Origin of the sequence: Streptomyces sp. NPDC051243 (assembly GCF_044455405.1) — a bacterium.
In the GTDB taxonomy this organism is placed as follows: domain Bacteria; phylum Actinomycetota; class Actinomycetes; order Streptomycetales; family Streptomycetaceae; genus Streptomyces.
Map to the genome: position 1 here is coordinate 378121 of NZ_JBITES010000001.1, position 22503 is coordinate 400623.

Here is a 22503-nt window from a genome sequence, read left to right on the forward strand (position 1 = left end):
CGGACGCTGCGCTCGTACGACCGAACCTGCGCGAGCAACCCCGTCACCGGCCCTCCTCCGCCGAGTCGGGCCCGACGCCCGGGACGTCCTCGGCGACGACGGGCACCGCACCTCCGCGGCTGAGGGGATCGGTGACCGTGGTGCACCGGCTCCAGCGGTGGACCTCCTTCTCGTCCATGCGGCCGATCAGCTCCGGTTCGGGGGCCGGCGGGGAGGCCAGCAGACCGTGGGCGGTGCAGTAGTCGTCGTCGTAGACCGTCCCGAGATAGCGCTGCGGGCCGTCGGGGAAGATCGCGACGATCCGTGCGTCCGCGGGCATGGTCCGGGCCAGCCAGCCGGCCACCAGCGCGACCGCGCCGACGCTCCATCCGCCGGTGGCGTAGTGGGACGCGGCCAGTTGGCGGCAGGTCCACACCGCCTCGTGCGGGGCGACCCAGTGCACCTCGGCGAACTGCTCGTAGGCGACGTTGCGGGGATGGATGCTGGACCCGAGTCCGCGCATCAGCCGGGGCCGCGCGGGCTGGCCGAAGATCGTCGAACCGGTCGTGTCGACGCCGACGACCGTCAGCTCCGGGTAGAGCTGGCGCAGGACCCGGGAGACGCCGGCCGAGTGGCCGCCGGTGCCGACGCTGCACACCAGCACGTCGATGTGGCCCGTCTCGGAGGCGAGTTCGAGGGCCAGCGGGGTGTAGGCGGCGACGTTGTCGGGGTTGTTGTACTGGTCCGGGCACCAGGAGTCGGGGTACTGCTCCAGCAGCCGCTGCACGCGGTCGCGGCGGGCCTGCTGCCAGCCGCCCGTGGGATGGGGCTCGGAGACGACGTTGACCTGGGCGCCGTACGCCGTCAGCAGCCGGGTCATGGACAGCTCCAGTCCCGGATCGGTGACGAGGGTGACCGGGTGGCCGTACACCATCCCGGCCAGGGCCAGCCCCAGGCCGAGGGTCCCGCTGGTGGACTCGATGATCCGCCCGCCGGGCCGCAGGTCGCCCCGGGCCCGGGCCCGCTCCACCATGTGCAGTGCCGGACGGTCCTTGATACCGCCGGGGTTGAACCCCTCGAGCTTCGCCCAGAACCCACGTCCGGCGGGGGCCAGCGGCTCCGACACCCGCAGCAGCGGGGTGTTGCCCACCAGCCCGGACAGGGCGGACCGGCCCGAGGCGATCGCCGCCTTGGTCAATGACTGCATGTCTGTGTTGTCACTCTCGCTCGATGAATGCCGATGAATGCGCGTGCGGTTCATCTCGCGCCCCCTGGCGACGGGCGGACCGCGGGTCCGCGCTCACGCCACGGGTGCGCGGCAGCCGACGAGGTCGGTCGGCTGCGAGCGAGTGGTCTAGATCCGCCACCGCGACGTACGGACGAGCGCCGCGCGGCCGGTGCGTGCGCTGCGACGCCTGCGGAATTCCCGCCGTACGAGGGGTCGTCCCACCGACAAGGAGACGGCGACGAGCACGACGACGGCCATCGCGCCGAGGGAAGGGTCCTCACTCGTCTGGGCCGCGGTAGGGACGATCACGTCCGCCGCGCAGTCCTCCGCTCCGTGGGGGCCATGGGGCCCGTGAGGGTGCTCGTCCGGCGCCGCGGCCGTCGCCGGGATTCCGGCGGGTACGGGCACCGACACGTGCGTCCCCTCGGGCAGACCATGCAGGACGGCGCACAGAATGAGCGCCATCACGCAGGCACCGCGGATCGAGCGGATCGACGGGAGCAGTCGGCGCCACAGGGGTGAGCCGTACGGGGCCCACGGGCTTGCGGCGTGCGCGGGAATCGGGGGATGTGTCGGCACAGGTCCTCCGTGCTGCTGCCACGCGTCCGGTGGGAGCTGGAGTGAGGCGCAGCCATGGGGTGGTGGCAGGACGGCTTCGACGAACGTGACGCCCCATCATGTGCGGGGGATTCGACGCTCGTCGCGCGATGTCGGCCGAACCGGTTCCCAACGGCGGGGCGGTCGGCGGACTCCGAACTCCTAGACCTGCCGCACCACGGAGGCTGCTCTGAGAGCGGCGGTGGACGCACCGTCCATGGGCCCGTCAGAGGTCGGCACCCACAGAGCCGGGAGGCCGCCGGCACCGGTCGATTCGCGAACCGACGCTGCAAAGCAGGGTGACGCGAGGAAGGAACTCTGCTGCGGCTGCCCGGATGCGCAGTGCTGGCCGGGATGTGACGGCTCGTGGCCGCCACGGTGATAGTCGGCTTCCGCGGTGATCAGCGGCGCGGTCTCGACGACGGCATGGTGTACGCCGTCGGCCGACCGTACCGCCGACGCCGTCGCGCTGGTGGAGAGGTGCCCTTGGACACTTTCGCCGTGCACGCCGTGCGTGAGGAGGATGGCGAACAGGAGCACGGCCAGGGCCGGCACGCGCACCAGTGGACCCGCACCTGTGCGGGCACTGACGATACGCCAGGGCGACCGAGCCGTAACCATGCCGTGATCCTAGCGGCCCCTCGACCCCGGTCGACCACCACTCCCGGGACAGCGGGACAACTCGCCGGCGAATGGCTGGTTTGCTGCGGCGACTCCGCGGACCGCTTCCCCCGGCCGGCCTGCGCGGGCCCCCGCCCGCCTCCGTTCGTACGGGACCGGCATCTCTTGCCTCCCACGCCTCGGCACCGTACGCTCACAGCCATACCGACCAGCTGGTATGTCACCTGGCCGTCTCAGCTCGCGACGACGGGCGATCTGCCCAGCGTGCCCGCCGCCACTGAGAAGCGACCGTCCGAGGAGCCGCCGAAGATGAGCCGAACCAACCGCCAGGTGCGCTTGGCCGCACGTCCCGTGGGAGAGCCGCGGCCCACCGACTGGGAGCACGTGCAGGAGCCGGTCGGGCAACCCGGCGACGGGGAGTTCCTGGTCCAGGTGCTCTGTCTGTCGATCGACCCGGCGATGCGCGGCTGGATGAACGCGGGCCGGTCCTACATCCGCCCGGTGGAGATCGGTGAGGTCATGCGCGCGGGTGCGGTGGGACGGGTGCTCTCCTCACGGCACCCCGGCTTCGCGGTCGGCGACCATGTGACGGGGTCCTTCGGCGTGCAGGAGTACTGCGTGTCGGACGGGCGCGACGTGACCAAGGTCGATCCGGCGGCGGCACCCTTGCCGACGTATCTCGGCGCACTCGGCATGTCGGGCCTGACGGCCTACTTCGGCCTGATCGACATCGGTCGCCCCGAGCCCGGCCAGACCGTCGTCGTCTCCGGTGCGGCGGGGGCGGTCGGCAGCGTCGTCGGTCAGATCGCCAAGATCATGGGCTGCCGGGTCATCGGCATCGCCGGCGGCGAGGCCAAGTGCCGGCTGGTGGTCGACGAGTTCGGGTTCGACGCCGCGATCGACTACCAGAGCGAGGACCTCCGCAAGGCGCTGCGCGAGCACGCCCCCGACGGCGTCGACGTGTACTTCGACAACGTCGGCGGCGACGTCCTGGACGCCGTACTGCTGCGACTGGCGCGCGGTGCCCGCGTCGTCGTCTGCGGTGCGATCTCCCAGTACAACAGCACCAAGCCGCAGGGCCCCGCCAACTACCTGTCGCTGCTGGTCAACCGGGCCACCATGACGGGCATGGTGGTCTTCGACTACGCCGACCGCTACGCCGAGGGCATCGCGCGGATGGCCGCGTGGCGGGCGGAGGGCCGGCTGAAGTCACTGGAGGACGTGGTGTCCGGTGGAGTGGCCGCGTTCCCCGACACCCTGATGCGCCTCTTCCGCGGCGAGAACCACGGCAAGCTCGTGCTGAAGATCGCGGACTGAGCGGGCAGCGGGAGGGAGTGATCCGATGAAGGCACTGACCTACCACGGCCGGCACGACATCCGCTTCGAGGACGTCCCCGATCCGGCCGTCACCAGCCCCACCGACGCGGTCGTCCAGGTGACCACGGCCGGCATCTGCGGCAGCGACCTGCACATCTACCACGGCAACCCGTTCAGCCCGGAACTGGGTTACACACCTGGCCACGAGTGCGTCGGCGTGGTCGTCGACACCGGCGACCAGGTCACCCGCTTCAAGCCCGGCGACCGCGTCCTGGTGCCCGCCTCGGCCGGCTGCACCCGGTGCCGGTCGTGCGCGGCCGGGTTCACCGCCCGGTGCGAGCGCGCCAAGTCCAGTACGGAGCTCTGCTACGGCGTGAGCCCACAGCTCCCCGGCAGCCAGGCCCAGGCCCTCGCCGTGCCGTACGCCGACATCAACCTGGTGCGCCTGCCCGAGGGCATCTCCGACGAGGCCGCCGTCGTCCTGACGGACAACGCCCCGACGGCCTGGTACGGCTGCCGCCGCGCCCGCATCCAGCCCGGCGAGACCGTCCTGGTCATCGGCCTCGGCCCCGTCGGCCTCATGGCCGCCCAGTCCGCCTTCGCGATGGGCGCCGCACGCGTGCTCGGGGCGGACCTGGTCGCGGAGCGCCGCGCCTTCGCCGCCGGCATGGGGGTCGAGCCGGTCGAGGGCGAGGACACGAAGGCGGCCATACGGGAGATGACCGGCGGACGCGGACCGGACGCGGTGGTGGAGGCCGTGGGCGCGGACGCCACCATCGAGCTGGCCCTCAAGGCCGTACGGCAGGCCGGCCGGGTCAGCGTGATCGGGGTCAGCCAGAACAAGGCGTTCCCCTTCCACATGGGGCTGGCGCAGATCAAGGAACTCGAGTTCGCCATCGGGCTCTGCTCGATCCATTACGAACTCCCGGCCCTGATCGCCCTGGCCCAGGCCGGCCGGATCAAGCCCGAGGCCGTGGTCTCCCACCGCTTCCCCCTCTCCCAGGGGCCCGCGGCGTACGAACTGTTCGCAGGCCGCTCCGACGGGGTTCGCAAGATCCTCCTCGACCCCACCGGTTGATCCGCCTGGGGGCAGACCTGAGGACCGGGCGGCTTCCCTGAAGACCGGGCGGCGCTGGTGGGCCGTCGGGGATGAAAGGCCTCGGGTATCCATCCAGTTGCCGCCCCTTGACCCAAACCAGCCGTGGGTGGCCGAGTTGGCCATGCCTGTGCGCGTCGGTGGGTGGTATGGGAGGCCTGCGCCCGGGGCGGCGGCGAGCAGGGCACTCGCGGCGGGCGGGGCTTCGGCGACGTGCCGGGCGCACCCTGCGGCACCGCCTCCATTCGGTCATTCCCCTACCCCTCGGTAGACACGGACCCGTCTGAATGGAACGCTCGCTCCAGAGCAGGGTGATTCACGCCGGTCGTTCCATCCCTACGGCCTCCCTGCTCCCCGGGTCCGCCTGGCGGCCCGGAGCGACCTGGCACCACTGCGCCGGCCGCCCACCCGCACGAGCCGCGCACCCGACAAGCCGCGCACCCGACGAGGCACGCGCCCGCACGAGGCGCGCAGCCCCCGAACCGCCGGCAAGTCCCCGAACCGCCGGCAAGTCCTCGAACCAGTCGAGTCCTCGTACGCCCAGCTTCCTCGCCGAGAGGAGTACATCGCATGAGGGTCCGAATCACCCCGGCGGCACTGGCCGCCATCACCGTCACCGTCGCCACGGGGATGCACCTCCCCGCCACCGCCGCATCCGCCGCATCCGCCGCCACGCCCGCGTCCGCCGGGCCGGCGGAGTTCACCGTGGACACCACGTTCGACGCGGTGGACGCCGACGCCTCGGACGGCCGGTGCCTCACCGCGTCCGGCAGGTGCAGCCTGCGCGCCGCGGTGATGGCCGCCAACGCCCGGCCCGGCAGCACGATCACGCTGCCACCCGGCCACTACCGGCTGACGATCCCACCCGACCCCCGACTGATCATCGGGTCCCGTCCCGACCCCACCACAGGCGACTTGAACGTCGAAGCGCCCACCACGATCAGAGGGTCCGGCGCGCGAACCACCGTCATCGACGCCAACCTCCTGGACCGGGTCTTCCGCCTGCGGGCGGACACCGGCATATCGGACGTGACGATCACCGGGGGTCGGGCCGCGCAGCGCGAGCTGCCCTTCACCGACACCGGTGGCGGCGGCATCGCCAACGGGCGGCATCTGACACTGCGTCGGGTCGCGGTGACGGGTAACTCCGCCGGCTACGGGGGCGGTGTCTTCAACGTCCCGGACTCCCATCTGGATCTCGTCGACAGCACGGTCAGCGGGAACACCGCCGGCGAGGCCGGGGGCATCAGGTTCGACGACAGCGGCACCGTGACGAACTCGACCATCGCCGACAACCGGGTGACCGACCCCGGCGACCGTCCGGGCAGCCTCGGCGGTTACGGCGGAGGCATCGACATCCGCGGCACGGGAGCGGTCCGGATCCTCAACTCGACCATCACCGGGAACAGTTCCAGCGACGGCGGGGGTGGTATCAACATCGCCCCGGCCTATCTCGACAGTCTGCCGGCGCCGATCCCCGACATCGTCGATCTGCCGCTGGGACGCATGATCCTGCGCAACTCCCTCGTCGCCGGCAACACCGCGGGCGGCGCCGCGGCCGACTGCGCCAAAGCCTTCGCCACCATCACCTCGCTGGGCCACAACATCGACGCCGACGGAAGCTGTCACCTCACCGCAGCCGGCGATCTGCCCGGCCGTGTCCCGCTGGTCGGGCCGCTCACGGACAACGGCGGCCATACGGACACCGTGGCGCTGCTCCCGGGCAGCCCCGCCCTGGACGCCGCCGCCGACTGCCCCGCCACCGACCAGCGCGGCATCGCCCGCCCCCAGGGCACCGCCTGCGACATCGGCGCCTACGAGCGCACGCCGTGACCGTGCGTCCCGACCCCGCACCGGCATCAAGACTGATGAGGACGCGATGAGATGAGCTCTCCGAGTCCGCGCCACACCCTTGCCCGCGCCATGGCCACCGTCGCGGTCCTGCTGTTGCCCCTGCTGTTGTCCCTCACCACTCCCCCGCCCACGGCCCGCGCCGACGCCGGCCCCGGCCACGACTCGCTGGTCGTGCGCACCGATCGCGGCTGGGTGCGCGGGGCGGTCGGCCGCGACGGCGGGCGGGTCTTCCACGGGGTGCCGTTCGCCGCTGCGCCGACCGGCGCGCTGCGCTGGCGTGCGCCGCGGCCCGCCGCCCGGTGGCACGGCGTACGGGGCGCCACCGCACCGGCCCGCCCCTGTCCCCAGCTGCCGTTGACCCTGCTCCCCGACGGCGGTCCCGTCCTGCCCGGCGAGTCCAACCGCACCGGCAGCACCACGGAGGACTGCCTGTACCTCAATGTGTGGACCCCGGCCCGCATCACCGGCCGCCCCCTCCCGGTGCTGGTCTGGCTGCACGGCGGGGGCAACGCCTACGGCGCGGGCAGCGACTACGACGGCTCGGCGCTCGCCGCGCGGGGCCTGGTCGTGGTGACCGTCAACTACCGCCTCGGCGCACTGGGGTTCCTCGCCCATCCCGCCCTGTCCGCGGAAAGCGCGGACAACGCTTCCGGCGACTACGGTCTGCTGGACCAGCAGGCCGCGCTGCGCTGGGTGCGGCACAACATCGGCGCCTTCGGAGGCGACCGGAACCGGGTGACGCTCGGCGGCCAGTCGGCCGGATCGGTGGACACCTGCGCCCACATCGCCTCGCCGACCGCGAAGGGGCTCTTCCACCGGGCGATCCAGCAGAGCGGAAGCTGCGTCTCACCCGGCGCTCTCGCACCCCTCACCCTCGACGCGGCGGAGCGCAAGGGGAACGGCTTCGCGGCCTTAGTGGGCTGCCCCGACCCGACCACCGCGGCGGCCTGTCTGCGCGCCGTGCCGGTCACCGAGCTCATCCGCGCCGCCGGGACCGGGACGGCGTCCCTGTGGGGCCCGAACACCGGCCCGCGCGTCCTGCCGCACCCTCCGGACTCGGCGTGGGCGCAGGGACGAGTGAACGCGGTCCCGACGCTGAGCGGCAGCACCCACCACGAATACCGCTACTTCACCGCGCTGTACGTGGACCTGCTCGGCGGCGGCCCACTGACCCCCGCCTCGTACGCCGCGCTGATCAGGCTCCAGCACGGCGACCGTGCGACCGCGGTCCTCGACACGTACCCGGCGTCGGCCCATCCCTCCCCGAACCTGGCCTACTCCGCCGTCGGCACCGACCAGCGGTTCGCCTGCCCGGCCCGGGCCGACAGCCGGCTGTACGGCACTCGGGCGCCCGTCTACGCCTACGAGTTCGCCGACCCCCAGGCACCACCGTTCATCCCGGCACCCCACACACCACAGGGCGCCTTCCACGCCTCCGAACTGGCCTATCTCTTCCCCATGAACGCGGTGCGGCCCCTGACCCCGGCCCAGCGCCGACTGTCCGCGACGATGACCGCCTACTGGGCCCGGTTCGCCGCGACCGGCGATCCCAACGGGCCCGGAACGCCATCCTGGCCGCGCTACACGCCCGACGAGGACCGCATCCAGGTACTGGCGCCCGACCGGGTCGGCTCCACCAACGGGTTCGCGGCCGATCACCACTGCGCGTTCTGGGAGCCGCGCACTTGATCAACGCCAACGCCGGCGACAAGAGCCTCGCCCTGTCTACGGCTGCGCCTTCGGACGGCTCGTGAGGCCGCGCGACGGGGCGCCCCCGCCCGGGGCGTCCCCCACCTTGACGCCGTGGTGAGCCGCCAGTGCCAGCAACGCCACACGCAGTGGCCCGGTCTCCAGGACGGCGCCCGCGTCGAACCAGCGGGCCACGGCCGTGCCGCTCGCCATCCTCAGTGTGAAGCGGGCCAACTCGTCCGCCACCTCGGGGCGATCACCCAGCCCGAAGACACCGCTCAGCGCGTCCCGGGCCCACACCACCAGCGCGTCCCGGTAGTGCCGCACCTCGGCCACGGCAGCCTCACTCGCGTCCTGCTGCACCATGCCCAGCCCCAACAGCAGCCGCACACCGGGCTGATGACGCTGGAAGGCGTCCCCGACCTCGGTGAGGAAGGCCTCCAGGCGCCCGTTGATGTCGGTGCCCGGCATGTCGGCCACGGGCAGAGCCGCCAGCAGTGTGGTCCTGGCCCGCTCCAGCACCGCGACGTAGATCCCGTCCTTGCTTCCGAAGTGCCAGTAGAGGGAGCTGACCGGCAGACCGCACGCGGCTGAGATCATCGAGATGGACGTGGCGGCATAGCCGTAACGCGCCATCAGTTCGCCGGCTTTGTCGAGAATCGCGTCCCGGGACCGGGCGCCGCGGCCCTGGGCCGGTGCCTGCGTCATACGGCCGACTCTAGAGGAAGCGCCGGCCGGTGTGCCCTCCGGCCGATCGGCCCGCACGCCGGTTCCGGGAAAGTCCGTAAGCCTCGGAACGCCTGTGCGGTGCAGCGACTTCCGGTATGGGTATCTCCATCGGATCCGGGAGTGCCGGGTCGGGCGGATGCGACGGGGGCGGATCAAGTGGCGAGAGAGGCATGGAGCGGCAGCGCCGGGATCGAGGCTGCGGACGCGGTGTTCGAGTTGATGAGACGGCTCATCGACAACTTCCGGGACAACCCGCCGGTGACGCCGCTGGTGGTCCTGCAGGCCACCGAGGAGGACCCGACCGGCACCCTCGACCGACGGGCCGCACAGGTCGTGGAGTTCGTCCGCCAGGGCCATCAGCCGCGGGGGCTGATCGCCAAACGGCTGGACGGCGGGGGCGGCGTGGACGCGTACTCGTCCGCGATCGACATGGTGCGCCAGCTGTGCGAGCACCCCTGGGACAACCAGAGCCAGTCGCAGTACAAGCCGTTCACCTTTCCGCGCTCGCGGCTGCTGCGGGCGATCGAGCAGGCCGCGCCGGAGGTCGGCGGGGAGGTGAGCACCGTGTGGTCCGCGGCCCAGCGCCGCGAACGGCTGATGCGACGGCTGGCCGAGCTGCGCTGGCGGCCGGGGCGCGATCCGGACGGGGCCGACGAGGAGAGCCGCGTCTCGGCGGTGGCGGACACCGTGGGCGCGGTGGTGAACCCGTCCGGCTTCGTGGGGGCGATGTTCATCGCCTGCCTGAGCGTGCTGCTCGGTGAGGGCGGCTGGCAGACGGCTGTGTGGGGTGGCGCGCTCGCGCTGGCCGCGTTCGGCGTGGTGCACCTGCTGGCGCGCAGCGCTCCGCCGTTGCTGTGGCTGCGCCGGGCCAGCCGGTGGTTCGCGACCACCACGTTCCTGGCGCCGTCGAGCGACCGGCCGGAGGCCGCCGAGTGGTCCCGGTGGCGGCCGACGAAGTCCTGGGAGACCATCCGGGGCCGGGCCTTCGCGGCGGCTCAGCAGGTCGTCGCCGCCGAGGCAGGCGATATGACGGCACGTCAGTTCCACTTGGAGCTCAGGGTGTTGGCGCTGCTCGAGGATCTGCGTGAGAACTTCCGGCCCAGGACGCTGGATCTGCGCCGCCGCAAGCGCACGGTGCCGCCCGTGGTGTACCTGCCGTGCGCCACCGAGGACGACGGCGGCCTGCTGTTGCTGCGGGCGATCAGCAATGTGCGCAGCCGCCGCAGCGAAGTGGACCCGCTGCTGGTGCTGGCCGCGATCCCGGCGGCCGAGCGCCTGCGGCCGCCCGGCTTCGAGGGGCCCGTGCTGCCCGTCGTACCGCATTCCGACGGCTCGGCGCAGGACGACGGGGAGCGCGCAGTCGGAGCGGACGCCAGGTACCAGGAGTGGGTGACCGGCCTCAACGTCGGCCAGTCCCCCGGGCGGTCGGCCGCGCTGCCGTGGATCCTGCGGATACCGCTGTCCGCCGACGAGTTGCGCCGCCGGCATTCCGCGCAGCACTCCACGACCAGGATCCGCCGTACGGCCGCCTGGCTGCTGTGGTCCAGGCCCTGCCTGGCGGTGGTCCTCACCATCGCCCTCGCTCTCGGCTTCCTGGGCAACCGGTGGATGGCCGAGCGCTACTGCGCGGGCCGGCTGATCGGCTCCAACACGGACTCCGTTCTGGTGGGCGGCGAGTGCGTGGGCATCGCGACCGGAGACGTACGGCTGGCCGCGGGCAACGGGCTGGAACTGTACGGTGCCGGCAAGGGCATCACCTTCGACACCGTCGAGCAGGCGATCAGGGCCGAGAACGCGCGGATCGGCCCGAAGGACAAGTACGTGACGATCGTCTACGCCGGCCCGGTCACCGCGGCGGACGAGGCCGCCACCCGCAAGGGACTCGAGGAGATCACGGGGGTCTACCTCTATCAGCACTACGCCAACGTCAGCACCCACCAGCCGACCAAGATAAGGGTGTTGCTCGCCAACGGCGGCCAGAACATGCTCCACGTGCTGCCGATGGCCCGGCACATAGCGGACCTGGCCCGGCGCGACCGGTCGATCGTCGGGGTCGTCGGCATGGGACGCAACACCACGGAGAGCGCCGGTGCCGTGCAGATCCTCAAGGGCGCGGGGCTGCCCGTGGTGAGCACCACCAATTCCAGCAGTCGTCTGGCGCGCAAGTTGTCGAACTGGTTCGGTCTGGCCGCCACCGACGAGGAGGAGGCGAACGCGATGCTCGTCCTGGCCAGGCAGCTCGCCCGGCGTGCGGACGGCGCCCGGGCCGTGGTGCTGGCCCGCAAGGTCGGCAGCGAGAAGGACTTCTACACGACCGAACAGGCCAGGGTGGGCCGGCAGATGCTGGATGAGGCCGGCTTCGGCCTGCTGCCCTCCCGGTCCTACGGACTGAGCCCCAACGGCGAGCCGGAACTCACCGACCCGGTCGAGTCGATCTGCGCGAGTCGCCCCGTGCCCAGGGCCCTGTACTTCGCGGGCCGGGTGGAGGACGTGCCCAACCTGATGTCCCAACTCGGCTCCACACCCGGCTGCAACGGCCGGGACATCACCGTGTTCACCGGCGACGACCTGGCCAAGAGCAACTACGCCGAGGGCGAGAGCCTGCGTATCCCGGCGGAGGTCACCCTCTACCACTTCGCGCTGGCACCGATGGATCTCGTAGGTGACACGGGCTTCTACCAGGACTCCCACGCCGTGCTCGGCGATCTGCTCCCCGCGGGCGCGTCGCCGACCGCGCTCGCCGACCCTGCCCGGCCCTGGGACGACGCGCTGTTCTCCAGCGGCCAGACCGTTCTGGCCTACAGCGCCACCGCGGTGCTGTACCGGGCGTCGAAGAACGGCGACGCCCCGCAGACCGCCCCGGAGACCTGGGCCGACCTGCGGTGGCGCCCCAACCCGAACCTGCCGGTCGGCACGGTCAGCTTCGCCGGCAGCCAGCCCTACGCCGACCAGCGGGGGCACGGCTACAAGATCGTTCGGGTGACCTACCGGGATCACAAGGTGCGATCGGAAACGGTGTGCGGACGGCCGGCCGGCAGCGACCAGCCGCTCTCCGCACCACCCGGCCGCAAGGGCGCCGACCCGGATACGGTGTGCAGCGAGGAGTGACCGCACGGTTCAGGGGTGGGGCCCGCTGCCCGGGTCTGGGGCGGGGCGGGCGCGAGAGAGCCGCCGCTCGGGTGAGGTCAGACCCGTACGACGATCTTGCCGGTGTGCGCGTTCGAGTCCATCAGGCGATGGGCGTCCCGGATGGCATCCAGGCCGTCGAAGACCTCCGCCACGACCGGTTTCAGGGTGCCGTCGGAGAGTCCGGAGCCGATGTAGTGGGCGGCGCGGCGGCGGCCGTCCGCCGAGCCGGTGAGGCTGAAGTTGTTGTAGCCCAGCACGGTCAGCGGCCACTGCATGGGCAACAGCACCGTTTCCTCGTTCAGCCAGCCGTAGCAGATCAATGTGCCGTCCTCCACGGCCGCGTCCCCCAGGGCGGCGAACCAGGCGCCGCCGACAGCGTCCAGGACGATCTCGGCACCGCGGCCTCCGGTCAGCCGCTTCGCCTCCTTGATCACGTCCTCCCCCTCGGAGACGATCACATGCTCCGCGCCCAGGTCGAGCAGCCGCTGCCGCTTGGCCTCGGTGCGCGTGGTGACGACGGGCACGGCACCGGCCCGGCGGGCCACCTGGATCGCGGCGGTACCCACTCCGCTGGACCCCCCGGTGATCAGCACGTGGTCGCCCGCCTTCATCCCCGCCCGCTCCACGAGGGCGCCGTAGGCCGTCGAGTACGTCAGCCAGACCGCGGCCGCGGTCACCGCGTCCACCCCCGTGGGGCGCGGGACCAGGGCGGTCTCGGGCATCAGGATCAGGTCGCCGTAGACGCCGTGGGCGCTCAGCTCGTGATTGGCGGCCGTCAGCACGAGATCGCCCGGCGCGAAGGCGGTCACCCCCGGGCCGACCTGCGCCACCTGGCCGGCGGCCTCGTAGCCGTTGCGGGAGCCCGGCAGGGTCGGCTGGTAGAAGTAGCCGCCGGAGCGGAAGAGCGCCTCGGCGCGGTTGAGGGCGAGCGCCTCGACACGGACGAGGACCTCGCCGGGGCCGGGGGCGGGGAGCTCGGTCTCCTCGACGGTCAGGACGTCGGGTCCGCCGATTTCATGAAAAAGCACGGTACGTGCGGTAGTTGACATGCCGTCCACGCTAGGCAGCGGCCCGCGAGACGAGCCATGCCTCACTGTCTCGGTTTCCTGTCCGATCGTCTTCCACGCGGTACGGCGCCGTGCGCGGCCGTTAGCGTTGCGGACATGGACGTGCTCAGTGACGCGGTCGCCGCGATACGCACCGGCCGGCCGCACTCGGGACTGCGGGAGAAACACGCGCCCTGGGGGCTGCGGTTCGAGGCCGCGGGCGGTGCCGGGTTCCATGTGGTGCTGCGGGGGTCGGCCTGGCTGATGCCGTCGCACGGCGAGCCGGTCGCACTGGCGCCGGGAGACGTGGCGTTCCTGGCGCACGGGCGCGGCCACGCGATCGCCAGTGCCCTGGACGCGCCGCTGGAGGACGTACGGCTGGACGGCGAGGGCAACTGGCCCGAACTGCCCGTCCCGCGAAGGGATTCGACGCCGGACACCGTGATGCTGTGCGGCGCCTATCTACTGGACCGCACCCGGGCGCACCCCTTGCTGACGGAACTGCCCGAGGTGGTCCACCTGCCCGCCCGCGTCGGAGCGCACGGCTCCCTGCGCACGGCGGTCGAGCTGCTCGGCGCCGAACTCACCGAACCGCAGCCCGGCTCGGACACCATCGTCACGAACCTCCTGGACACCATGCTGCTCTACATACTGCGCGCCTGGTGGCAGCGCGCGGGCCAGGACAACCCCGGGCACCCCACGGGCTGGGCGGCCGCCCTCGCCGACCCCGGCATCGCGGCGGCCCTGCGCGCCGTCCACGAGAACCCCGCCCATCCCTGGACGGTCGGCGAACTCGGTCTCCGGGCAGGCCTGTCGCGCGCCGCCTTCGCCCGCCGCTTCACCTCCCTGGTGGGCCAGCCTCCGCTGACGTACCTCACCTGGTGGCGCATGACCACGGCCGGCCGCTGCTCCGCGAGAACGACACACCACTCCGGCTCGTCGCCCAACGCACCGGGTACACCTCGGAGTTCGCCTTCGCCAAGGCCTTCAAGCGCGAGTTCGGCGTGGCGCCGGGGCAGTACCGGCGCAGGGCGTCGTGAGTCGGCGGCCCGAGTCTGCGCCGGCAGCCGGTAGCGGGCCGGCCGCACTGGGCTTGGCTCCCAGCGGCCGGCCCGCCGCACTGGATGGACGGTGTGGCGTACCGTCCGCCCTTACGCCGCGAGCGCGTGACCGGGATGCAGGACGACCTTGGTGTAGCCCTCGATCCGCTGGTCGAACTTCTCGTACGCGCTCGGCGCCTCCTCCAGCGGCAGTTCGTGGGAGACCACGAAGCTGGGCTTGGCGCGCCCCGCGATGATCAGGTCACGCAGCTGGCGGTTGTACTGCTTGACGTTGCACTGACCGGTGCCCATCCGCTGGCCCTTCTCGAACATCCTGCCGATGGAGACCAAGAGCTGGCCGTGCTTGGCGTTCTCGTCGGGTCCGCCCGGGTCGGACGGCACGTACAGGCCCGGTACGCCCAGCATGCCCGTCGGCCGCACCGTCTCGACGAGGGTGTTGAGGACGACGGCGGGTTCCTCGTGGCTGGCGTCGTGCGCCTGGGCCTGGTAGCCGACGGCGTCGACGCCCTTGTCGGTTCCCTCGCCATCGGTCTGTTCCTTGATCTGCGCGGCCGGGTCGCCCTTGGTGAAGTCGATCGGCACGGCTCCGATCTCCTCGGCCTTGGCGAGCCGCTCGGGCACCCGGTCCACGGAGAACACCTTCGACGCACCGCGCAACAGCGCGGAGTACGCGGCCATCAGCCCGACCGGGCCGGCACCGAAGACGGCCACGCTCTCGCCGGGGGACACCTGGGCGAGCTCGCAGCCGTGGTAGCCGGTCGGGAAGATGTCGGCGAGCAGCACGAAATCGGTCTCGAAGTTGTTCGTCGGCAGCTTCAGGCAGTTGAAATCGGCGAACGGCACCCGCAGGAGCTCTGCCTGCCCGCCCGTGTACGGGCCCATGGCCACATAGCCATAGGCTCCACCGGCGAAGCCCGGATTGACCGTCAGGCAGAAGCCGGTCCTCCCGGCGAGGCAGTTCTTGCAGAATCCGCAGGCGACGTTGAACGGCATGACGACACGGTCGCCCTTCGACAGGGAGGTCACTCCCGCGCCGACTTCCTCGATGATGCCGAGGTTCTCGTGTCCGAAGACGATGCCCGACTCGGCCGCCGTGCGGCCCTCGTACATGTGCAGGTCGGATCCGCAGATGGCGGTCGATGTGACCCGTACCAGCACATCGTTCGGGTGCTGGATCTGCGGATCATCGACCTCCCTGACGGCGACGCTGAAGGGCTTCTCGTAGACGACGGCTTTCACCTGGATCACCTCCGCGTCGAACGCCGGGTGACGACGACGATCCGCCCCGGTCGCGGCCTTTGCCGGGAGAACGGGTGTCGAGGCGGAGCCCGTCGATCCATGTCGTAGCCCAGGCGCCCTTGCTTCCCCCCTCCGGACACTTCCAGGGAACGCCGATGACGCATGCGCTGCAACCCGCGTCAGGCCGGGAACCCCCCGGCGTCGAGTTACCCATTGCACACGTCGTGTCATCGAGAGAGACGAGGCAGGCGCGCGCCCGAGGCCAAGAGCCTGCGCCGTCCAGTCACGGTCCGCCGCCGGGGGGCGGGGCGGTGCTCCGGCGTCGCCGCGCACGTCGGCCGGCAGACCTACGGCGACCACGGAAGAAGCGGGCCTTGGGGCGGGCGTCGGCGGGCCTTCACCAGGTGTCGACGCAGCTGCGCGGGCCGCGCTGCCCGGGCTCGGGATCATGCAGCAGCGTGCTGATCCAGCGACGGGACTCGGCCGGATCGATGACGTCGTCGATCTCGAAGACCGATGCGACGTTGAGGGCCTTGCCGTGCTCGTAGGCGGCGGCGACCATGCGGGCGAACTCCCGCTCGCGCTCGTCCGCGTCCTCGATGGCCGCCAGCTCCCGGCGGTAGCCCAACCGCACCGCCCCCTCGATGCCCATCGGCCCGAACTCGCCCGTGGGCCATGCCACCGTGAACCGGGGGATGCGGAAGCCGCCGCCGGCCATGGCCTGGGCGCCCAGCCCATAGCCCTTGCGCAGCACGATCATCCCGAAGGGCACCGTGAGCGCCGAGGCGTGTACGAACATGCGGCTGACATGCCGGACGGTCGCGGTCTTCTCCGCCTCGGGGCCGACCATGAAGCCGGGCGTGTCGCACAGGGAGACCACCGGCAGCCCGAACGCGTCGCACAGCTGCAGGAAGCGGCTCGCCTTGTCGGCCGCGTCGGAGTCGATGGCGCCGCCCAGCTGCCGCGGATCATTGGCGAGGATGCCGCACGGGCGGCCCTCCACCCGGGCCAGCGCGGTGATGATGCCGCGTCCGAAGTGCCGTCGCAGCTCAAGGACGGAGTCCGCGTCGGCGAGGGTGGCGATGACCGCGCGCACGTCGTACGCCCGCCGGCGGTTCTCGGGAACGAGGTGGCGCAGTCGGCGCTGGTCGGGGCACTCCCATTCCGTCACCGGGCCCTGGAAGTACGACAGATACGTGCGCGCCAGCCGGACGGCGTCCGCGTCGTCCTCGGCCTCGAGGTCGATGACGCCGTTCGCCCGCTGGACCTCGACAGGCCCGATGTCCTCCGGGGCGTAGCTGCCCAGTCCCCCGCCCTCGATCATGGCCGGGCCGCCCATGCCGATGGTGGCCTCGGGCGTGGCGATGATGACGTCGCAGCAGCCGAGCAGCGCGGCGTTGCCGGCGAAGCAGCGCCCCGAGCCGATGCCGACCAGCGGCACCTTCCCGCTCAGGGACGCGAACAGCGCGAAGGCCGTGCAGTCCAGGCCGGAGACCACCGTGCCGTCCACATCGCCCGGCCGGCCGCCGCCCCCTTCGGCGAACAGGACGACGGGCAGGTGCGCCTGTTCGGCCAGCGCGAAGAGCCGGTCCTTCTTGCGGTGGCCCGTGATGCCCTGGGTGCCGGCCATCACGCTGTAGTCGTACGACATCGCCACCACGCGGGCGGACTCGGGGCCGAACCGGTCTGCCCCCACCGTGCCCACGCCGCCGACCAGGCCGTCGGCGGGGGTGCGGCGGATGAGGTCGTCCAGGGACCGGCGGCTGCGCTGGGCGGCGATGGCCAGGCCGCCGTACTCGATGAAACTGCCGGGGTCGCACAGGTCGGCGATGTTCTCGCGGGCGGTGCGCCGCCCCTCGGCGTGCCGCCGGGCGACCATCTCGGGACGGTGGGCGTCGTCGCCGAACCGCTTGCGCGCCCGCACCTCCTCCAGATCGGCGCGTGGGGCGTCCGGGTCCGGCCGCTCCTCGGGGCGCGGCTCACCGTCCGCCGCGCCGGTGGCCTCCATCACCACCAGCGGCTGACCGTGCTCGGCGAGCTCACCCAGCCCCGCCCGTACGGCGACGACCACGCCGTCACCCGGCGCCTGGAGCAGGTGCTCCATCTTCATGGACTCCAGGACCACCAGGGTGCTGCCGGCCCGTACGCGCTCGCCCTCGGCGACGGCGACGTCGACGACGGTGGCCGTCATGGGCGCGGTGACGGTGAGCGTGCCCTGCGGCTCGAAAGCGTCGGCGAACCCCGCGTCCTTCTCCGCGTCCTTCTCCGCGTCCTTACCCAGGTCTGTCTCCCGTTCTCTCCCCCGTTCTGTCTCCCGTTCTCTCCCCCGTTCTGTCTCCCGTTCTGTCCCCTGCGGGACCAGTGCGGGCAGAAGTTCGTCGAAGAGCGCCGTGTGCAGCCGCCCGGCGACGACCTCGGGCGCCTCCAACAGGCGCCGCAGCACCCCGGCGTTGGTGGCGACTCCCTCCACCCTCAGCTCCGCCAGGGCGCGGCGGGCGCGGACGAGCGTGTCGGGCAGGCTGCCGGAACCGTCGTGGGCGACGAGCTTGGCCAGCAGCGAGTCGAATCGCGGGCTGACCAGAGCGCCGGGGAACGCGGCGGTGTCGACGCGCACACCCGGGCCGGCCGGCGGCCAGAAGACGTCCAGCGTGCCGGCGGACGGCAGCACCGTCCCGTCGGGGCGGACCGTCTCGGCGTTGACCCGCATCTGCACCGCGCAGCCGCGGGGCACGGGAGCCTGCCCCGCCCCGATGCGGTCGAGGCTCTCGCCGGAGGCCACCCGCAGTTGCGCCTTGACCAGGTCGATGCCGGTGACCTCCTCGGTGACGGTGTGTTCGACCTGGATGCGCGGGTTGGCCTCGAGGAAGTAGAAGCCCGTGGACCCCTCGCCGGTGTCCACGAGGAACTCGAACGTGCCGAGACCGGCGTAGGCGACCTCCCGGGCCATGCGCAGCGCCGCATCGTGCAGCCCGGTCCGCACCGCCTGGTCAAGGCCGGGCGCCGGCGCGATCTCCACGAGCTTCTGCCGGTGCCGCTGCAGGCTGCAGTCGCGGTCGCCGTAGCCGACGACGGCGCCCGTGCCGTCGCCGAGCACCTGCACCTCCACATGGCGGGCACGCCGCAGCAACTGCTCGAGGTAGACCGCGCCGTCACCGAAGGCGCGCGAGGCCTCGGAACGGCAGCGCCGCACGGCCTCCTCCAACTCCCCTGCCTCGTACACCGGCCGCATGCCGCGCCCGCCGCCGCCGGCGACCGCCTTGACCATCACGGCGGCACCCTCGCCGAGGCCGGCCATGAACGCACGCGCCTCCTCGATGCCGGTGTCGCGGTACGTCGCCGGCAGTACCGGCACGCCGAGGCGCGCGGCGAGTTCACGGGCCGCGGTCTTGTCGCCGAGGGTGCGCAGCACCTCGGGGCGCGGCCCGACCCAGGTGAGTCCGGCGTCGGTGCACCGCTGTGCGAAGTCGGCGTGCTCGGCCAGCAGTCCGTAGCCGGGGTGGACCGCGTCGCAGCCCGTGCGCACCGCCGCGCCGACCAGGGCGGCCGCGTCCAGGAAGGCCCCCGGCCCCTCCCCGTCGAGCACCACGACCTCGTCCGCCATGCGGGTGTGCAGAGCGTCCGCGTCGTCGCGGGAGCGAAGCGCCACCGTCAGCAGGTCCAGCTCGCGGGCGGCGCGGATCACCCGTACCGCGATCTCGCCGCGGTTGGCGACCAGCAGCTTGGCCAGACCCATCGTCACCGGTCCTTTCCGTAGGCATCGGCAGCAGGCGGGGACGCGGAAGACACGGCGATGCGCGCGGCCCGCTCCAGCAGCTCGCCCTTCTTCACCTTGCCGGTGGTGGTCATGGGCAGGACGTCGACGCACCTCACCACGGGCACCTTGTACGGCGCCATGTTCGCGCGCGCCCACGCGCGCACGCCCTCGGCGTCCAGCGTGGCGCCTGGGCGGGGCTCGACGAAGGCCAGCGGCACCCGGCCCCGTTGGGGATCGTCCATCGGTACCACCGCCGCGGTCAGCACCTCCGGGTGCCGTGCCAGCAGCGCCCCCAGCTCGGACGGGAAGACACTCATACCCGAGACCTTGATCATCTCCTTGTCGAGGCCGGCCATACGCGCTGCCGACGGGCTCGTACGTCGGCCAAGTACTCCTCCACGCGCGCGTTGTCCGCCACGACGGCCTCCACCGGCTCCGGCATACCAACTGGTCGGCATGTGCCGCATCACCGTAAAGGGAGCCGACACGCCAGGACAAGAGCCCGGACACTGCGGGGGCAGGCCGGAGCTTCGGTTTCGTTGATCCCCACACCGACGGGTGACGAACCAGTCGAGAAGACACCCGCGAGAGCGATTAATTGAATGCGGTACAGGTGAATCCTGAATTGAAACAGCCTGGCTGATGGTGAATCAGACGGCGCGCATGCCCCGCCCCAGATGATCCCATTCCGAGTCAGAGCGGCACTCCACGCGCGGAGACCGTTGTATTCGGCAATGGCGCTAATTCGACTTCAGCACCGCCTCGCATCCCGACATGCTCTGGGTGCCCAGGCGCCAGGACCGATCCCCGGTCGAGCAGGCGTCGGCCACGGCGGGACGGGAGGAGCCTGCGCGGACTGAGGACTGTTGAGCGCATCGAGGACATCCGGGTACCGCGCAGGGATGGGCCGCAGCCGCACGTTCGGCGCCTGCGGCCACACCATTTCCCCGGCTCTCCGCGGGGGCCGGTTATCGGGTCCCGACTGCGGTCGACAGGCCGCAAAAGGAAGCACTCCTTTGAGCAAGCACCGGCAATTCCGGCCGGGAAGAAATGCGCACACCTGCGAGACAGAAATCCAGCGCCCTATTTCAGGAGCAGGTCATGAAGCGAACGCACCATCGCACCGTGGCACTTGTCGCCACGGTGTCCGGTCTTACCCTCTGCCTCACGGGCGTGGCCCGCGCGGCCGACGCACCGACGCCGCACTTTCTCGCCACCACACTCGTGAACAAGACCGGCACCACCATCACGGTCACCGCCGGAGTCGGACGGGGCAACACGATCAGTGTCTGGCAGTCAGGCAGCAGCATCAGAATCAGAGACACCGGAGACACGGTCGCACCGTCCGGCGACTGCTACGCCATCAGCTCGACCGAAGTCGCCTGCAGGGCCGCCGACACCACCGAACTCGTGGTCAACGCCGGCGACCAGGACGACAACGTCACCTCCTCGCTGACGGTCCTCGGCGTCACCCTCATCGGTGGTGCCGGCAGCGACAACCTCTACGGCGGATCGGCCAACGACACCCTCGAAGGCGACGAGGGCTCCGACTTCCTCTCCGGCGGCGCCGGCAACGACACGCTGACCGGGGGAGCCGAGGCGGACAGGATCTTCGGCGGCTCCGGCAATGACTCCGTCGAGGGACGCGGCGGCTCGGACATCGTGGACGGCGGCGCCGGCAACGACGTGATCTACGGCGGCAGCGGCAACGAGCACATCGTCGCCGGCGCCGGCAACGACTACGCCGAGGGCGGCAACGGCCGGGACACCATCGACGCCGTGGACAACGTCAGCGGCAACGACTACCTCGAAGGCGGTGCTGACGTGGACGACTGCCGCGCCGACTTGGGCGACAACGTCAGCGGATGCCCCTGACCGGCGTGAGCGAGCAGCACGCCAGTACCCGTACACGGCGAGTCAACACGAAAGGCGGGCACCGATGAGAACACGAAGCATCTGCACCACGTTGGCGGCGATCGGCGCACTCACCTGCGCCCCGCTGACCGCCGCCTCCGCCGCGCCCGGTGCGGCCCCCGGCGGAAGCCTGGCCGGCACCACGGTCGTGCAAGAGGTGGGTGACGCCTTGGTCGTCACGGCCGCCCAAGGCGTGGCGAACGACATCACCGTCCGGCGCCAGGGCAACGTTGTCGTCGTGACGGACACGGGCGACATCGTGTCCGCCGTCGCCCCGTGTCAGTCGACGGGGACGCACACGGCAGAGTGTCCGCTGCCCGTCACGTCGATACGGGTCAACGCCGAGGACGCCGACGACAGCGTCACCATCTCCCCGAACCTGGAGGCCGCCGGAACGGTGATCGGCGGAGCCGGTGACGACCGCCTGAGTGGCGGCCCCCGGGCGGACCGGCTCGTCGGCGACGACCCGTCTGCCACCGGCCTGCGGGCGACACCGGGCAACGACACCATCAACGGCGGCCCCGGCAACGACACGATCTCCGGACTGGCCGGCAACGACACCATCAACGGCAATGCCGGCAACGACACCCTCAACGGCGACGACGGCAACGACTCCCTCGGGGGTGACCAGGGCAACGACACCCTCACCGGGGGCCGCGGCAACGACACGCACATCGGCGGCGAGGGCAATGACACCCTCAACGCCGTGGACGGCGTGATCGCCAACGACAGCCTCGACGGCGGCCTCGGCTTCGACACCTGCAACCGCGACACCGGCGACACGGCCGTCAACTGCCCCTGACCAACGGGTCATCACCTGCTGTCATCCTGTCGCCGGACAGCCTGTACGGCTGTCCGGCGGCGCCTCCGACCCGATCGGTCCCAGGGCGCGGCTACTGGTCGGCGACGGCTTCCACGCGGAACGGGTGATCCGCGCGGTCGTGGCCCGCTACGCCGATCGTCCCACGGTGATCGGCTTCCCCTCCCGCGGTGATCGGCTGCCAGGTCGACAACGAGCCGGGCCCGCGACTGCCGCACAACCACGGTGTCTTCCATCGGTTCGTCGACCTGCGGCGGCAGTACGGCGACGTCACGCGTGATCGAGTACTGGCCCGTTCTACCGGGACGCGTTCGAGGCGGGGCGCCAGGTACGGATCCTGCACGCCCACCAGCTGCACGATCCGCGCGGCGAACGCCCGGGACTGGCCCCGGAGTCGGCGGCCGAGCTGCATCCCGTACTCATCGCCCCG

Annotated in this window: 15 protein-coding genes and 1 pseudogene; 8 read left to right on the forward strand and 8 right to left on the reverse strand. The window is 71.8% G+C overall.

The genetic code is table 11. The features are described 5' to 3' along the window. Window positions 1–43: 43 nt before the first annotated feature. The 3 genes from ACIBAG_RS01715 to ACIBAG_RS01725 all read right to left on the reverse strand — a co-directional run bounded on the left by ACIBAG_RS01715 (window position 44) and on the right by ACIBAG_RS01725 (window position 2365). Window positions 44–1186, reverse strand: a complete 1143-nt coding sequence (locus tag ACIBAG_RS01715) for a PLP-dependent cysteine synthase family protein (protein WP_399099762.1) — start codon at window positions 1184–1186, stop codon at window positions 44–46. A gap of 147 nt (window positions 1187–1333) precedes the next feature. Further along, a complete protein-coding gene (locus tag ACIBAG_RS01720; protein WP_399099764.1) occupies window positions 1334–1786 on the reverse strand; it encodes a hypothetical protein in 453 nt (150 codons plus the stop codon). A 180-nt stretch (window positions 1787–1966) separates the two neighbouring features. Beyond that, on the reverse strand, window positions 1967–2365 hold the full coding sequence (locus ACIBAG_RS01725; RefSeq protein WP_399099765.1) for a hypothetical protein: 399 nt from the start codon (window positions 2363–2365) through the stop codon (window positions 1967–1969). 369 nt (window positions 2366–2734) lie between these two features. On the opposite strand from ACIBAG_RS01725, the gene ACIBAG_RS01730 reads away from it, so the two are divergent. The 4 genes from ACIBAG_RS01730 (at window position 2735) to ACIBAG_RS01745 (ending at window position 8381) form a co-directional block, all read left to right on the forward strand. After that, window positions 2735–3742, forward strand: a complete 1008-nt coding sequence (locus ACIBAG_RS01730; protein ID WP_399099767.1) for an NADP-dependent oxidoreductase — start codon at window positions 2735–2737, stop codon at window positions 3740–3742. Window positions 3743–3767: 25 nt separating this feature from the next. After that, complete coding sequence (locus ACIBAG_RS01735; RefSeq protein WP_399099769.1) at window positions 3768–4820, forward strand: alcohol dehydrogenase catalytic domain-containing protein; 1053 nt, start codon at window positions 3768–3770, stop codon at window positions 4818–4820. Window positions 4821–5408: 588 nt separating this feature from the next. Beyond that, complete coding sequence (locus tag ACIBAG_RS01740) at window positions 5409–6671, forward strand: choice-of-anchor Q domain-containing protein (RefSeq protein ID WP_399099771.1); 1263 nt, start codon at window positions 5409–5411, stop codon at window positions 6669–6671. Window positions 6672–6722: 51 nt separating this feature from the next. Then, entirely contained in the window at window positions 6723–8381 is a 1659-nt protein-coding gene (locus tag ACIBAG_RS01745; RefSeq protein ID WP_399099773.1) for a carboxylesterase/lipase family protein, read from the forward strand. A 36-nt stretch (window positions 8382–8417) separates the two neighbouring features. Here ACIBAG_RS01745 and ACIBAG_RS01750 read toward each other — a convergent pair whose 3' ends face one another. Then, window positions 8418–9089, reverse strand: a complete 672-nt coding sequence (locus ACIBAG_RS01750; protein WP_399099775.1) for a TetR/AcrR family transcriptional regulator — start codon at window positions 9087–9089, stop codon at window positions 8418–8420. 177 nt (window positions 9090–9266) lie between these two features. Between ACIBAG_RS01750 and ACIBAG_RS01755 the strand changes: the two genes are divergently transcribed. Beyond that, entirely contained in the window at window positions 9267–12218 is a 2952-nt protein-coding gene (locus ACIBAG_RS01755) for an ABC transporter substrate-binding protein (RefSeq protein ID WP_399099777.1), read from the forward strand. Between the two features lie 77 nt (window positions 12219–12295). Here ACIBAG_RS01755 and ACIBAG_RS01760 read toward each other — a convergent pair whose 3' ends face one another. Next, a complete protein-coding gene (locus ACIBAG_RS01760) occupies window positions 12296–13288 on the reverse strand; it encodes a zinc-dependent alcohol dehydrogenase family protein (protein WP_399099779.1) in 993 nt (330 codons plus the stop codon). A gap of 114 nt (window positions 13289–13402) precedes the next feature. On the opposite strand from ACIBAG_RS01760, the pseudogene ACIBAG_RS01765 reads away from it, so the two are divergent. Continuing rightward, window positions 13403–14325, forward strand: a pseudogene (locus ACIBAG_RS01765) (AraC family transcriptional regulator). A gap of 111 nt (window positions 14326–14436) precedes the next feature. On the opposite strand, the gene ACIBAG_RS01770 reads toward ACIBAG_RS01765, so the two are convergent. From ACIBAG_RS01770 to ACIBAG_RS01780, 3 genes are all read right to left on the reverse strand, one after another. Beyond that, entirely contained in the window at window positions 14437–15585 is a 1149-nt protein-coding gene (locus tag ACIBAG_RS01770) for a glutathione-independent formaldehyde dehydrogenase (protein ID WP_399099781.1), read from the reverse strand. A 397-nt stretch (window positions 15586–15982) separates the two neighbouring features. Beyond that, window positions 15983–19318 (reverse strand): carboxyl transferase domain-containing protein, encoded by a 3336-nt coding sequence (locus ACIBAG_RS01775; protein ID WP_399099783.1) that lies wholly within the window; start codon window positions 19316–19318, stop codon window positions 15983–15985. A gap of 2 nt (window positions 19319–19320) precedes the next feature. Then, complete coding sequence (locus ACIBAG_RS01780; protein WP_399099785.1) at window positions 19321–19695, reverse strand: hypothetical protein; 375 nt, start codon at window positions 19693–19695, stop codon at window positions 19321–19323. 745 nt (window positions 19696–20440) lie between these two features. On the opposite strand from ACIBAG_RS01780, the gene ACIBAG_RS01785 reads away from it, so the two are divergent. Both ACIBAG_RS01785 and ACIBAG_RS01790 read left to right on the forward strand, forming a co-directional pair. Beyond that, window positions 20441–21214: a calcium-binding protein gene (locus ACIBAG_RS01785; RefSeq protein ID WP_399099787.1), complete on the forward strand. Its 774-nt coding sequence runs from the start codon at window positions 20441–20443 to the stop codon at window positions 21212–21214. Between the two features lie 64 nt (window positions 21215–21278). Next, complete coding sequence (locus ACIBAG_RS01790) at window positions 21279–22055, forward strand: calcium-binding protein (protein ID WP_399099789.1); 777 nt, start codon at window positions 21279–21281, stop codon at window positions 22053–22055. Window positions 22056–22503 lie beyond the last annotated feature (448 nt).

What these genes read in the sequence shown, in the direction of transcription:
- ACIBAG_RS01785 (WP_399099787.1), top strand. Translation starts at nt 20,441, where the DNA reads ATGAAGCGAACGCACCATCGCACCGTGGCACTTGTCGCCACGGTGTCC.
- ACIBAG_RS01790 (WP_399099789.1), top strand. Translation starts at nt 21,279, where the DNA reads ATGAGAACACGAAGCATCTGCACCACGTTGGCGGCGATCGGCGCACTC.
- ACIBAG_RS01735 (WP_399099769.1), top strand. Translation starts at nt 3,768, where the DNA reads ATGAAGGCACTGACCTACCACGGCCGGCACGACATCCGCTTCGAGGAC.
- ACIBAG_RS01715 (WP_399099762.1), bottom strand. Translation starts at nt 1,186, where the DNA reads ATGCAGTCATTGACCAAGGCGGCGATCGCCTCGGGCCGGTCCGCCCTG.
- ACIBAG_RS01780 (WP_399099785.1), bottom strand. Translation starts at nt 19,695, where the DNA reads ATGGCCGGCCTCGACAAGGAGATGATCAAGGTCTCGGGTATGAGTGTC.
- ACIBAG_RS01760 (WP_399099779.1), bottom strand. Translation starts at nt 13,288, where the DNA reads ATGTCAACTACCGCACGTACCGTGCTTTTTCATGAAATCGGCGGACCC.
- ACIBAG_RS01730 (WP_399099767.1), top strand. Translation starts at nt 2,735, where the DNA reads ATGAGCCGAACCAACCGCCAGGTGCGCTTGGCCGCACGTCCCGTGGGA.
- ACIBAG_RS01775 (WP_399099783.1), bottom strand. Translation starts at nt 19,318, where the DNA reads ATGGGTCTGGCCAAGCTGCTGGTCGCCAACCGCGGCGAGATCGCGGTA.
- ACIBAG_RS01740 (WP_399099771.1), top strand. Translation starts at nt 5,409, where the DNA reads ATGAGGGTCCGAATCACCCCGGCGGCACTGGCCGCCATCACCGTCACC.
- ACIBAG_RS01750 (WP_399099775.1), bottom strand. Translation starts at nt 9,089, where the DNA reads ATGACGCAGGCACCGGCCCAGGGCCGCGGCGCCCGGTCCCGGGACGCG.
- ACIBAG_RS01745 (WP_399099773.1), top strand. Translation starts at nt 6,723, where the DNA reads ATGAGCTCTCCGAGTCCGCGCCACACCCTTGCCCGCGCCATGGCCACC.